Here is a 12,515-nt window from a genome sequence, read left to right on the forward strand (position 1 = left end):
GTTTCTCGTTATCAAAGTTTGGTCAGGGACAGGCCGGCCCACGTCGCGAGCAGCCCGCCGAATACGCTGAGTGCCGCATAGCCCAAGGCCAGCAACACTTGCCCGCTTTCCAGCAGGCGCACCGTATCCAGTGAAAAAGATGAAAAAGTCGTCAGCCCCCCGAGGAAGCCGACCATCAACCCGGCACGCACCTCGATCGGCACCTCCGGGCGTATCAAAAACAGGCCGTACAACACGCCAATCAGCAGGCAGCCCACGATATTAACGGCCAGCGTCGCGGTATAGAAGTGCCGCGGCCAATTGGCGCTGACCCAATTGCCGGTGGCGAAGCGCAACAAGGTGCCGGCCACGCCGCCGACCGACACTGCGAGGATCAATGGGACCACTACTTTCTCCGCTGTCGAGGGCTGAGACGATCAAGTTGAGCGAGGTGGTTGAGCTTCTCGCCGATCTTCAACTCCAGGCCACGGGGCACTGGCTGATAAAACGGAATCGGCTCGAGTTCTTCCGGAAAATAGTCTTCACCGGCGGCGTAAGCGTCCGGCTCGTCGTGGGCGTAGCGGTATTCGTCGCCATAACCCAATTGCTTCATCAACTTGGTCGGGGCGTTGCGCAGGTGCAGCGGCACTTCCAGCGAACCGTTTTCAGCGGCCGCGCGCAGGGCAGTCTTGAAGCCCATGTACACCGCGTTGCTTTTCGGCGCGCAGGCCAGATAAGTAATGGCCTGGGCGACTGCCAATTCGCCCTCCGGGCTGCCCAGACGCTCCTGGACTTCCCACGCTGCCAGGCACAGGCTCAACGCGCGCGGGTCGGCGTTGCCGATGTCTTCGCTGGCCATGCGCACCACTCGGCGGGCCAGGTACAGCGGATCGCAGCCGCCGTCGATCATTCGCGCGAACCAGTACAGCGCACCGTCAGGATTGGAACCGCGCACCGATTTGTGCAGCGCTGAGATCTGGTCATAGAACGCTTCGCCGCCCTTGTCGAAGCGTCGGCGCGTGTCGCCGAGCAGACTTTGCAGCAGCTCGGTACCGATCTCGCTGTTGTCTTCAGCCAGATCGGAGGCGTTCTCCAGCAGATTGAGCAGACGCCGGCCATCGCCATCGGCGGCGGACAGCAGCATCTGAAAACCTTCATCGCTCAGGGTCAGATTACGCTTGCCCAAGCCGCGCTCTTCGGTCAGCGCGCGTTTTACCAGTTTGCGCAGCGCAGCTTCGTCGAGACTCTTGAGTACGTACACGCGGGCACGGGACAACAGCGCGTTGTTGAGCTCGAATGAAGGGTTTTCAGTGGTGGCACCGATAAAGATCAGCGTGCCGTCTTCAACGTATGGCAGGAACGCGTCCTGCTGCGACTTGTTGAAGCGATGCACTTCGTCGACGAACAGAATCGTGCGCTTGCCGTACTGGCCGGCCTGCTGCTTGGCGATTTCAACGGCCTGACGGATCTCCTTGACCCCGGCGAGCACCGCCGAAACCGTTTCGAAGTGCGCGTCCGACACGTCCGCCAGCAAGCGCGCCAAGGTGGTCTTGCCCACGCCCGGCGGCCCCCAGAAGATCATCGAATGCAGGGCACCCTGCTCCAGCGCCTCACGCAGAGGCTTGCCGCGAGCGAGTACGTGTTCCTGACCGACATACTCATCCAGATTGGTCGCACGCAAACGCGCGGCCAAGGGTTGAGCAACCGGTGCACTGCGAAACAGATCCATCACTACCTATGAACCTCATTGGGGACAACAATCCCTGTGGGAGCGAGCTTGCTCGCGAAGGCGGTGTGTCAGGCGCCCTATAGGGTGACTGCTCCGACGCATTCGCGAGCAAGCTCGCTCCCACAGGTTATTGCGTTTATTCCTGGATGACGTCGGCACCCTTGGGAATGTCGAACTTGAACTTCGATGCCGGCACCGCTTCGTTGGCTTTGACCCCGGTAAACAGGATATTGGTGCGCTGGCCGACGCTGTCAATCAGTTGCATGTCATTGAGCAGGCCGTTACGGAACGACAGACGCAGGTTATCGAACAGCGTGTCCTTGGTCTTCGGCTTGAGAGTGAAGTCGATCACGCCGCCCGCCTCTTTCGCGCTGATATCGAAGCTCTGACTGATCTTCGACACGTCACCGGACAGCAGCAGGGCCGGGGTTTGGGTCAGACGCTCGTCGAGCTTTTTGATGGTTGCCTGTTCCAGATCCGGATCCCACAGGGTGACTTTCTTGCCATCGGAGACCATGGTCTGTTCGGCAGGCGCGTTGGTGTGCCAGTAGAACAGGCCGGGGCGCTGCAAGGTCATGTTGCCGGTGGTTTCCTGCAGTTGGGTTCCGCTGCCATCAAGGGTCAGTTGCGAGAAATTCGCCGACAGGGTTTTGGATGTTTCCAGCAATTGGGTCAGACGCGCCACGTCCTTTTCATCGGCGTGGGCCGTGAGCGTGGTCAGCGCCAATACTGGCAACAGCATGCGGATAAGGCGCATGAGAGTCCTCTTGAAATACTCGTGGGAGAGCGGATGGCGCATCATTGCACCACCCGGATCGTTGCGTTTCAGTCGCGTACCGGGCCGGGGGCCAGAACTTCACGCGAACCGTTGGTGTTCATTGAAGTAACGACGCCGGCCATTTCCATGGCTTCGATCATCCGCGCGGCACGGTTGTAGCCAATCTTCAGCTTGCGCTGCACGGCGGAAATCGAGGCACGACGACTTTCGAGGACGAACTGTACCGCTTCGTCATACAAGGCGTCGGCTTCCGGATCATCGCCGTCGCCGCCACCGCTGCTGCCTTCAAAGCCGCTGCCTGCCTCTTCGACACCATTGAGGATATCGTCGTTGTATTCCGGCGCGCCGCGCAGTTTCCACGCTTCGACCACGCGGTGAACTTCATCGTCGGAAACGAATGCGCCGTGAACCCGGATCGGCAGACTGGTGCCCGGTGGCATGTAGAGCATGTCACCGTGGCCCAGCAGTTGCTCGGCGCCACCCTGATCGATGATGGTCCGCGAGTCGATCTTGCTCGATACCTGGAACGCCATGCGGGTCGGGATGTTGGCCTTGATCAGACCGGTAATCACGTCCACCGAAGGGCGCTGGGTCGCGAGGATCAAGTGAATCCCCGCCGCACGCGCCTTCTGCGCGATACGGGCGATCAATTCTTCGACCTTCTTGCCGACGATCATCATCATGTCGGCGAATTCGTCGACCACCACGACGATGGTTGGCAGTTTCTGCAGCAATGGCGCTTCGTCGTGAATGCTTTCGCGCTTGTACAGCGGATCGCTCAACGGCTCGCCGGCGTCCTGGGCTTCCTTGACCTTGGCGTTGAAGCCGGACAGGTTACGCACGCCCATCTTCGCCATCAGTTTGTAGCGACGCTCCATCTCGGCAACGCTCCAGCGCAGCGCGTTGGCGGCGTCCTTCATGTCGGTCACTACCGGACACAGCAGGTGCGGAATGCCTTCGTAGATCGACAGTTCGAGCATTTTCGGGTCGATCATGATCAGTTTGGCGTCGTCCGGGCCAGACTTGAACAGGATCGACAGGATCATCGCGTTCACACCCACGGACTTACCGGAACCGGTAGTACCGGCCACCAGCAGGTGCGGCATCTTCGCCAGGTCGGTGATGACCGGTTTGCCGCCGATGTCGTGACCGAGCGCCAGGGTGACCGGCGATTTGAAGTTGTCGTACTCGGGCGTCGACAGCACTTCGGAGAAGCGCACGATCTGCCGGTCTTCGTTGGGAATTTCGATACCGACAGTGGTCTTGCCCGGAATCACCTCGACCACCCGCACGCTGGTCACCGCCAGCGAACGTGCGAGGTCTTTGGCCAGGTTGGCGATGCGGCTGACTTTCACGCCGGCAGCCGGCTGGATTTCGTAACGGGTAATCACCGGGCCAGGATGAATCGAATCCACCGTGACCTCGACACCGAATTCCTTGAGCTTGATTTCCAGCAAGTGGCCGACCGCCGCCAGCGATTCGGGCGAATAGTTGAGCTGTTTCTTTTCCGCAGGATCAAGAATCGAAATCGGCGGCAAGGTGCCTTCCACCGCGCTGTCGACGAACAACGGCGCCTGCTTCTCTTTCTGCACGCGTTTACTCGGCTCCGGCGCCTTGGCCGGTGCGGGCGCGATGACCGGCGGGACCTGCTTCTCACGATCGGACATGTGCTTGCTCAGCGCTTGCTCGCGCTCGATCAGGCGCTCCTTGACCTTGGCCTGTTCGCGCTTGTCGGTCACAGTCGGTGCGACCACATCGTGCACGCGGTCATCGACCTCACGCAGCTGCGCGACCAGTTGCTTGCGCTCGGTGCGCGCCGACCACCAGCGATTGAGTGCGCCCTGGAACAGTTCGAACAGATCGAGGGTGATCTTGCCGGTGACGTCCATCACCTTGAACCACGAAAGGTCGGTAAATACGGTCAGGCCGAACAGGAACAGGGCGATGAACAACAGCGTGCTGCCTTGGATGTTCAGTGCATTCTTCGCCAGATCACCCAGGCTTTCGCCCAAGGCGCCACCCGCGCCGGCCGGAAGCCCGGTCGCGGCATGGAAATGAATATGCGCCAGCGCAGCACCAGACAGGACGAGAAATACCAGGCCAATCAAACGCCAGGAGAACAGCCAGCCGCTCCACTGCCATGGCTCGTGACGCTGACGGAAGATCTGATACGCCTTGACCGCCAGCAGCAACGGGAAAATGTAAGCGAAGTAACCGAGCACCATGAACAGGATGTCGGCGCTGTACGAGCCCGCGGGACCGCCGAAATTCTGCACATCGTCAATCTTGCTGTTATGGCTCCAGCCCGGATCGTCCTTGCCGTAAGTCAGCAAAGCCATCATCAGGAACAGGCACAAGGCGCCAATGGCAATCAATGCACCTTCCTTGAGGCGGTAGTGCAGTTGCTGGCGCCAGAGCGGAACGACTGTTTTGGGTGTTTCGGTGGTCTTCTTCAAAACGCTTCTTTTCCTGCGCCCGAGGCGCGTCCATCTATTGAATGACGATAAGAAACTGCCCATTCCAGGCAGGTGAAAAAGGTGAAAAGCTCAACTGCGACTACTTTTAACACTGTGCCACTGGTTTTATAAACACAGCCATAAACACTGAACACGGTGTAAAGCAAGTCACAACCCGGCATTGTACGGGTTTGTACGCCTGACGCCATGCTTCAGGCCCCAGCCTTGAGCGTAGCCAAACGTATATGGATCGCCTCTCAATTGGAGCATGCATTGTCTTTTGTGACAAAGGCTTATGAGCTGTATTTGATGAACGTAGCGAGACTGGTCAGATCGGCCGCACAGAAATGCTCAACTGGCATCGACACGGTGACGTTTACGACCACGGGCGAAACATCAAGTTGCAGCTCAACGCTCACTGCATTCGACATCTGTGCAGGACATGGGCGCCGTTTCGCGGCAAACTCTTCGCGGGGCCTGCATTGCCCCTGACCGCCCTCCCCTTCTGCAAGCCTGGATGCCATGCTGACCTGGTTACAACGTAATTCCCTGACCTTTCCGCCACTGGAAAAAGCCATGCGCGAGCCGAACGGATTGCTCGCCGCCGGTGGTGATCTTTCCGCCGATCGCCTGATCCAGGCGTATCGCCATGGTTGCTTTCCCTGGTTTTCCGAGGGCCAACCGATTCTCTGGTGGTCGCCGGATCCGCGCACCGTGCTGTTTCCCGACGAACTGCACATCTCGCGCAGTCTCGCCAAGTTGCTGCGCAAGCAACGCTACCAAGTGACCTTCGATCAGGATTTCGACGCCGTCATCCGCGCCTGCGCCGCGCCCCGCGCCTACGCCGACGGCACCTGGATCACCGAGGCCATGCAGGATGCTTATGTGGAATTGCATCGGCGCGGCTTCGCTCATTCGGTTGAGGTCTGGGACGATGGGCAACTGGTCGGCGGCCTGTATGGCCTGGCGATGGGTCAATTGTTTTTTGGCGAGTCGATGTTCAGCCGCGCTGACAACGCCTCCAAATACGGTTTCGCCACGCTGGTGCAACATTTGAAGGCCGCCGGATTTGTGCTGATCGACTGCCAGATGCCCACCGATCACTTGCACAGCCTCGGTGCGCGGTCGATCCCGCGCAGCGAATTTGCCGACTGTCTGGCGCGCCACCTCGATCAACCCAATAAAGCGACCTGGGTTTGCTGAGCGACTTTTGCGCGAGTGGCTTACACTTAATTCACCAGCTTACCCCGAGGGTTGATTCATGACCGAGTTGGCGCGTTTGAAGTTTTATGCCACTCAGCCCCACTCTTGCAGTTATCTGCCCGAGGAGCAGGCCACGACGCTGTTTCTCGATCCGAGTCAGCCCATGGATGTGCACGTTTACGCAGACCTGTCGGAAATGGGCTTTCGGCGCAGCGGCGATCACCTGTACCGACCGCATTGCCAGAACTGCAACGCGTGCGTGCCTGCGCGCATCCCTGGCGCACAGTTCATTGCCAATCGTCAGCAAAAGCGTATTTACAAGCGCAATGCCGACCTGCAAGTGCAACCGGTCAAACCGCAATTCAGCGAAGAATATTTCGATCTGTACCAGCGCTACATTGAACAGCGCCACGCCGACGGCGACATGTACCCGCCAAGCCGTGATCAATTCTCGACTTTTCTGGTTCGCGACCTGCCATTCTCACGCTTCTACGAGTTCCGACTCGACGGACGGCTGCTCGCAGTGGCGGTGACTGATCTGCTGCCTAACGGCTTGTCGGCGGTATACACCTTCTACGAACCGAACGAAGTACGCCGCAGCCTTGGGCGTTACGCGATCCTCTGGCAGATCGCCGAGAGCCAGCGTCTTGGCCTTGAAGCGGTGTACCTGGGTTACTGGATCAAGAACTGCAAAAAGATGAACTACAAGACGCAATATCGACCCATCGAATTGCTGATCAACCAGCGCTGGGTCGTCCTGAACTAAACCCGTGGCCTAAACCCCTTGGCGTAAACCCCATTTTTCGGGCACAATGCACGCCGCTTTTGCCTGGCGCAGTTGCACCGGGCCATTCATTGGATACCGAGGGCTTTACTGCATGTCGAAAGAAGACAGCTTCGAAATGGAAGGCACTGTCGTCGACACCCTGCCCAACACCATGTTTCGTGTGGAGTTGGAAAATGGGCACGTCGTAACCGCGCATATTTCCGGCAAGATGCGCAAGAACTACATTCGTATTCTTACCGGTGACAAAGTGCGCGTCGAGCTGACGCCCTATGACTTGAGCAAAGGGCGGATCACTTACCGCGCTCGTTAACCAAGTCAATACAGAACGCCCGGGTCATGCCGGGCGTTTTTGTGTCTGCGCTTTATTGGTTTGTGTGTATATCCGTTTTTTCGGGTGCGGCCGCTGGCGGTTTCGCTCTTACAGCGAGTCACCTTTTTCAGACGCCAAAAAGGTAACCCAAAAGGCTTTGCCCCGGCGTTCGGCCCGCTCGCTGGGGCTCGGGGTTCCTTCGTTACGGGATCGATCCCGTAACGAAGCCTGCCGATGGGGCGAAAGATCAAAAGCCAAAGCAAGAGCAAAAGCAGAAGCCAGATCAAAAGATCGCAGCCTTCGGCAGCTCCTACACAATGAGCGTTAGCTCGAGTGCTTTTGATCCACGGGCGACTTCGGAAGGCTGAGCGGATCGATCCCGCAGCGAAGGAACCCGAGCCTGCGAGGGCCTAACGCAGGAGCAAGCCTTTTGGGTTACCTTTTTGGCGTTTGAAAAAGGTGACTCGCCGTAAGGGCGAAACCACCAGCCGCAACACCCGCAGCAACGGATATTCACCTCAAAACCTGCAACGCCAAACAGCAAAAAGGCGCCCGAAGGCGCCCTTAGCTTTATCAACAGACAACAGCCGTCAGGCCATTTCCGCCGTAGTTTCGAAGTCGAACGTCAACTCCCCGTCCTTGATATCGATGTGCACCACACCGCCATGCTCGGCCAGTTCGCCAAACAGAATCTCCTCCGCCAGCGGACGCTTGATTTTGTCCTGGATCAGACGCGCCATTGGACGTGCGCCCATCGCCGAGTCATAACCACCCGCCGCCAGCCAACTACGCGCAGCATCAGTAACCTCCAGCAACACACGCTTGTCTTCCAACTGTGCCTGCAGCTCGGTGAGGAACTTGTCCACCACACTCTTGATAACCTCATGACTGAGGCGACCAAACTGGATAATGGTGTCCAGACGGTTACGGAATTCCGGCGTGAAGCTCTTCTTGATCACTTCCATCGCATCGGACGAGTGATCCTGATGGGTGAAACCGATCGAAGCCCGCGCGGCCGTTTCGGCGCCGGCGTTGGTGGTCATGATCACGATGACATTGCGGAAGTCCGCCTTGCGCCCGTTGTTGTCGGTCAGCGTCCCGTGATCCATTACCTGCAACAGCAGGTTGAAGACTTCCGGATGCGCCTTCTCGATTTCATCGAGCAGCAATACGCAATGTGGCTGCTTGGTGATCGCTTCGGTCAACAGACCGCCTTGGTCGAAACCGACATAGCCCGGAGGCGCACCGATCAGACGCGATACGGTGTGACGCTCCATGTACTCGGACATGTCGAAACGCACCAGCTCGATCCCCAGCGCCTTGGCCAGCTGCCGCGCGGCCTCGGTTTTACCGACACCGGTAGGCCCTGCGAACAGGAACGAACCGACAGGCTTGTCCGGCGATTTGAGCCCGGCACGGGACAGTTTGATCGCGGTCGACAACGAATCGATCGCTGCGTCCTGACCAAACACCGTCAACTTCAGATCTCGCTCGAGGTTACGCAGCAGCTCTTTGTCGGAGCTGGTGACGTGTTTCGGCGGTATCCGCGCGATTTTCGCCACGATGTCTTCAACCTGTGGCACTTCAATACGCTTGACGCGCATCTCCACCGGCTGCAGACGCTGGTAGGCGCCTGCCTCGTCAATCACGTCGATGGCCTTGTCCGGCATATGCCGATCATTGATGTAGCGCGATGCCAGCTCGGCAGCAGCACGCAACGACTCATCGCTGTATTCGATGTTGTGATGCTGCTCGAAACGCCCTCTCAGGCCACGCAGAATACCGATGGTGTCTTCCACCGACGGCTCAACGACATCGACCTTCTGGAAGCGACGCGCCAAGGCACGATCCTTCTCGAAGATGCCACGAAACTCCTGGAACGTGGTCGAGCCAATGCAACGAATGTCGCCAGACGACAGCAGCGGCTTGAGCAGGTTGGAAGCATCCATGACGCCACCCGACGCAGCACCCGCACCAATAATGGTGTGGATCTCGTCGATGAACAGGATCGCCTGCGGACGTTTTTTCAGTTCGTTGAGCAGCGCCTTGAAGCGCTTCTCGAAATCACCGCGATACTTGGTGCCCGCGAGCAGAGCGCCAAGATCGAGCGAATAAACAACCGCATTGGCCAGCAGATCCGGCACTTGATTGTCGACGATGCGCTTGGCCAGGCCTTCGGCAATCGCGGTTTTACCCACGCCTGCTTCGCCGACCAGCAGCGGATTGTTCTTGCGCCGGCGCGCTAGAATCTGCGCGACACGCTCGACTTCCGATTCGCGGCCGACCAACGGATCGATGCGACCCTGGCGCGCGAGTTCGTTGAGGTTGCTGGCATAAGCATCCAGAGGATTGCCTGAAGAAGAAGACTCACCGCCCTCGTCGTCCTGCATATCTTGTTCACCTTCAGAGTGATCGCCATGCCCCGGCACTTTCGAAATGCCGTGGGCGATGTAGTTGACGACATCGATGCGCGCAACGCTCTGCTGTTTCAGCAGAAACACGGCCTGGCTCTCTTGCTCACTGAAGATGGCGACCAGCACATTGGCGCCGGTCACTTCACGCTTGCCCGAGCTCTGTACGTGGAACACAGCACGCTGCAGTACACGCTGGAAGCCCAGGGTTGGCTGGGTCTCACGATCCTCATCATGCACAGGGATCAATGGCGTGGTGGAGTCGATGAACTCCTGCAGATCATGCTTGAGTTTGTCGAGGTTTGCGCCGCAGGCACGCAAAACGGTGGCGGCAGCCTCATTATCCAATAGGGCCAGCAGGAGGTGTTCGACGGTCATGAATTCATGACGCTTCGATCGAGCCTCCTTGAAGGCAAGATTGAGGGTGACTTCGAGCTCGCGGTTTAACATAGCTTCACCTCATACCCAAGTGGTCGGCGATTAACCGTCCTTCTCGATTTCACAGAGTAGCGGATGCTGGCTTTCCCTGGCGTACTGGTTGACCTGCATGGCCTTTGTCTCGGCGATGTCGCGGGTAAACACTCCACATACTGCCCGGCCTTCTGTATGGACGGCCAGCATGACCTTGGTCGCCAGCTCGCGATTCAGGTTAAAAAACACCTCGAGCACTTCGACGACGAAATCCATCGGTGTGTAGTCATCGTTGAACAAAACCACCTTGTACATCGGCGGCGCCTGTAACGCGGGCTTTGCTTCCTGAACAGCAACGCCTGCCGAATCGTCGTCGTGCTCCTGTGGAAGATCCTTTTGGAGAAGCGGGCGATCCTGATTGAATGTTAGTCGAATCTGGCTGATTGCATGCATGGAAAAAAAGGTTCGTCAGTTGTGCAAATACAGTGGTGGGGGCGGTTGCACACGTTTTCAACTACGACTGCCCGGTCACCTTGACTATCGGGAAAACGGTGTTACAACCAATAGAGCCCACAGTGGGTAAAAAAGATCCGCGGAGTCAATTCTTTTATCGAATTCGATTGCGGATGTCGTGGATGATACTCCAGCGATGGAGTCTGTTGCAGAGGGATTTGGGTATGTCAGGCGTCAAGGTCAAAGACAAGGTTAGAGGCAAGGTCAGCGGCAGGGTGAAATGGTTCAACAATGCCAAGGGATTCGGCTTTATCAATACCGATGCCCATCAAGGCCGTGATGAGGATGGCAAGGACATTGACTTCTTTGCGCACTACTCAGCCATCGAAATGGACGGTTACAGAACTCTCAAGGCAGGACAAGCCGTATATTTCGATATCGTTCAGGGCCCCAAGGGACTGCACGCTCACAATATTGCCGACAAAGAAGCTGTAGACGCCGCAGCTGCCGCGGCGGCTGCTACCAGCCCTCACGCCAAAGTAATGAGCTGAAACACTATTCAAGACATCCGGTTATAAAAAAACCGCCGAGCTCAACGGATTGAGCTCGGCGTTTTTCAAATGCCTGCGCTTTGGTTACATATGTGAAATCAACGCATCTCCAAACCCGGAAGACGAAACCAGCTTCGCGCCATCCATTAAACGCTCGAAATCATAAGTAACAGTCTTCGCCCCGATCGCACCGTTGGTGCCCTTGATGATCAGGTCCGCCGCTTCGGTCCAGCCCATGTGGCGCAACATCATTTCGGCGGACAGAATCAACGAACCCGGATTGACCTGATCCTTGCCGGCATACTTTGGCGCGGTACCGTGGGTCGCCTCGAACATCGCCACCGTGTCGGACAGGTTGGCGCCCGGCGCAATGCCGATACCACCCACTTCCGCGGCCAGCGCGTCGGACAGGTAGTCACCGTTGAGATTCAGGGTCGCGATCACATCGTATTCGGCCGGGCGCAGCAGGATCTGCTGGAGCATGGCGTCGGCAATGGCATCCTTGACCACAACGTTCTTGCCGGTTTTCGGGTTCTTGAACTGCATCCACGGGCCGCCGTCAAGCAGGGTCGCGCCGAATTCTTCAGCCGCCACCTCGTAGGCCCATTCCTTGAAGGCACCCTCGGTGAACTTCATGATGTTGCCTTTGTGCACGATGGTCAGCGAATCGCGGTCATTGTCGACCACATACTGCAGGGCCTTGCGGGCCAGACGCTTGGTGCCTTCACGCGATACCGGTTTGACGCCGATGCCACAGTTTTCGTCGAAACGGATCTTGGTGACGCCCATTTCTTCTTTAAGGAATTTGATGACTTTGGTGGCTTCCGGCGAACCGGCCTTCCACTCGATACCGGCGTAAATGTCTTCGGAGTTTTCGCGGAAGATGGTCATGTCGACATCGCCAGGCTTTTTCACCGGGCTCGGCACGCCTTCGAACCAGCGCACCGGGCGCAGGCAGACGTAAAGGTCGAGTTGCTGACGCAGCGCGACGTTCAGCGAGCGGATGCCGCCTCCGACCGGAGTGGTCAGCGGGCCCTTGATGGAAACCACGTAATCCTTGACGGCATCTAGGGTTTCCTGCGGCAGCCAGGTGTCCTGATCGTAGACCTGCGTGGCTTTTTCCCCGGCGTAGACTTCCATCCAGGAAATCTTGCGTTTGCCGCCGTAGGCCTTTTCAACAGCAGCATCGACAACCTTGATCATCACCGGACTGATGTCGACACCAATACCGTCACCTTCGATGAAGGGGATGATCGGGTTATCAGGAACATTGAGAGAATGGTCTGCATTGACGGTGATTTTGTCGCCGACGGCTGGAACCTGAATCTTCTTGTAACCCATGCTGAACTCCATTGTTTGGATTGAACACCTGGCTTGCTTCGAGCGTAACCCAGTTGAATCAACACGCAAACCCTATGTTCCGCCCCCGCGCACGTCTCGTTTCGTA

Annotated in this window: 11 protein-coding genes; 4 read left to right on the forward strand and 7 right to left on the reverse strand. The window is 57.8% G+C overall.

The window, feature by feature from the left end:
- Positions 1–11: 11 nt before the first annotated feature.
- The 4 genes from crcB to VNV36_RS04700 form a co-directional block, all read right to left on the reverse strand.
- Positions 12–386 (reverse strand): fluoride efflux transporter CrcB, encoded by a 375-nt coding sequence (gene crcB, locus VNV36_RS04685; RefSeq protein ID WP_016775261.1) that lies wholly within the window; start codon positions 384–386, stop codon positions 12–14.
- Complete coding sequence (locus VNV36_RS04690; protein WP_325716722.1) at positions 386–1,708, reverse strand: replication-associated recombination protein A; 1,323 nt, start codon at positions 1,706–1,708, stop codon at positions 386–388. The genes crcB and VNV36_RS04690 overlap by 1 nt, the downstream gene beginning before the upstream one ends.
- A gap of 136 nt (positions 1,709–1,844) precedes the next feature.
- Positions 1,845–2,465 carry an outer membrane lipoprotein periplasmic chaperone LolA gene (gene lolA / locus VNV36_RS04695; protein WP_056788905.1) on the reverse strand — a complete coding sequence of 207 codons (621 nt, stop codon included), beginning with the start codon at positions 2,463–2,465 and terminating at the stop codon, positions 1,845–1,847.
- 68 nt (positions 2,466–2,533) lie between these two features.
- Positions 2,534–5,005, reverse strand: coding sequence for a DNA translocase FtsK (locus VNV36_RS04700; RefSeq protein ID WP_414705494.1), 2,472 nt, complete (start codon positions 5,003–5,005; stop codon positions 2,534–2,536).
- A 459-nt stretch (positions 5,006–5,464) separates the two neighbouring features.
- Here VNV36_RS04700 and aat point away from each other — a divergent pair, with 459 nt between their 5' ends.
- From aat to infA, 3 genes are all read left to right on the forward strand, one after another.
- A complete protein-coding gene (gene aat / locus VNV36_RS04705; RefSeq protein WP_325716727.1) occupies positions 5,465–6,145 on the forward strand; it encodes a leucyl/phenylalanyl-tRNA--protein transferase in 681 nt (226 codons plus the stop codon).
- 58 nt (positions 6,146–6,203) lie between these two features.
- Entirely contained in the window at positions 6,204–6,911 is a 708-nt protein-coding gene (locus VNV36_RS04710) for an arginyltransferase (protein ID WP_325716729.1), read from the forward strand.
- A gap of 112 nt (positions 6,912–7,023) precedes the next feature.
- The gene (gene infA, locus VNV36_RS04715; protein WP_002553999.1) at positions 7,024–7,242 is read left to right on the forward strand and encodes a translation initiation factor IF-1; all 219 of its coding nucleotides are present in this window, start codon (positions 7,024–7,026) and stop codon (positions 7,240–7,242) included.
- 590 nt (positions 7,243–7,832) lie between these two features.
- Here the strand turns inward: infA and clpA are convergent.
- Together clpA and clpS are read right to left on the reverse strand one after the other, a co-directional pair.
- Positions 7,833–10,103 (reverse strand): ATP-dependent Clp protease ATP-binding subunit ClpA, encoded by a 2,271-nt coding sequence (gene clpA / locus VNV36_RS04720; protein WP_325716731.1) that lies wholly within the window; start codon positions 10,101–10,103, stop codon positions 7,833–7,835.
- A gap of 30 nt (positions 10,104–10,133) precedes the next feature.
- On the reverse strand, positions 10,134–10,517 hold the full coding sequence (gene clpS / locus VNV36_RS04725) for an ATP-dependent Clp protease adapter ClpS (protein WP_011334948.1): 384 nt from the start codon (positions 10,515–10,517) through the stop codon (positions 10,134–10,136).
- 224 nt (positions 10,518–10,741) lie between these two features.
- Here clpS and VNV36_RS04730 point away from each other — a divergent pair, with 224 nt between their 5' ends.
- The gene (locus VNV36_RS04730) at positions 10,742–11,068 is read left to right on the forward strand and encodes a cold shock domain-containing protein (RefSeq protein ID WP_325716733.1); all 327 of its coding nucleotides are present in this window, start codon (positions 10,742–10,744) and stop codon (positions 11,066–11,068) included.
- Between the two features lie 84 nt (positions 11,069–11,152).
- On the opposite strand, the gene icd is transcribed toward VNV36_RS04730, so the two are convergent.
- Entirely contained in the window at positions 11,153–12,409 is a 1,257-nt protein-coding gene (gene icd, locus VNV36_RS04735; RefSeq protein ID WP_024013414.1) for an NADP-dependent isocitrate dehydrogenase, read from the reverse strand.
- Between the last annotated feature and the right edge of the window lie 106 nt (positions 12,410–12,515).

The organism is Pseudomonas sp., assembly GCF_035554175.1.
Classification (GTDB): Bacteria; Pseudomonadota; Gammaproteobacteria; order Pseudomonadales; family Pseudomonadaceae; genus Aquipseudomonas.

Excerpts from the sequence above, each read along its gene's own strand:
- VNV36_RS04690 (WP_325716722.1), bottom strand. The coding sequence starts at position 1,708 with ATGGATCTGTTTCGCAGTGCACCGGTTGCTCAACCCTTGGCCGCGCGT.
- lolA (WP_056788905.1), bottom strand. The coding sequence starts at position 2,465 with ATGCGCCTTATCCGCATGCTGTTGCCAGTATTGGCGCTGACCACGCTC.
- VNV36_RS04700 (WP_414705494.1), bottom strand. The coding sequence starts at position 5,005 with ATGGGCAGTTTCTTATCGTCATTCAATAGATGGACGCGCCTCGGGCGC.
- aat (WP_325716727.1), top strand. The coding sequence starts at position 5,465 with ATGCTGACCTGGTTACAACGTAATTCCCTGACCTTTCCGCCACTGGAA.
- VNV36_RS04710 (WP_325716729.1), top strand. The coding sequence starts at position 6,204 with ATGACCGAGTTGGCGCGTTTGAAGTTTTATGCCACTCAGCCCCACTCT.
- infA (WP_002553999.1), top strand. The coding sequence starts at position 7,024 with ATGTCGAAAGAAGACAGCTTCGAAATGGAAGGCACTGTCGTCGACACC.
- clpA (WP_325716731.1), bottom strand. The coding sequence starts at position 10,103 with ATGTTAAACCGCGAGCTCGAAGTCACCCTCAATCTTGCCTTCAAGGAG.
- clpS (WP_011334948.1), bottom strand. The coding sequence starts at position 10,517 with ATGCATGCAATCAGCCAGATTCGACTAACATTCAATCAGGATCGCCCG.
- VNV36_RS04730 (WP_325716733.1), top strand. The coding sequence starts at position 10,742 with ATGTCAGGCGTCAAGGTCAAAGACAAGGTTAGAGGCAAGGTCAGCGGC.
- icd (WP_024013414.1), bottom strand. The coding sequence starts at position 12,409 with ATGGGTTACAAGAAGATTCAGGTTCCAGCCGTCGGCGACAAAATCACC.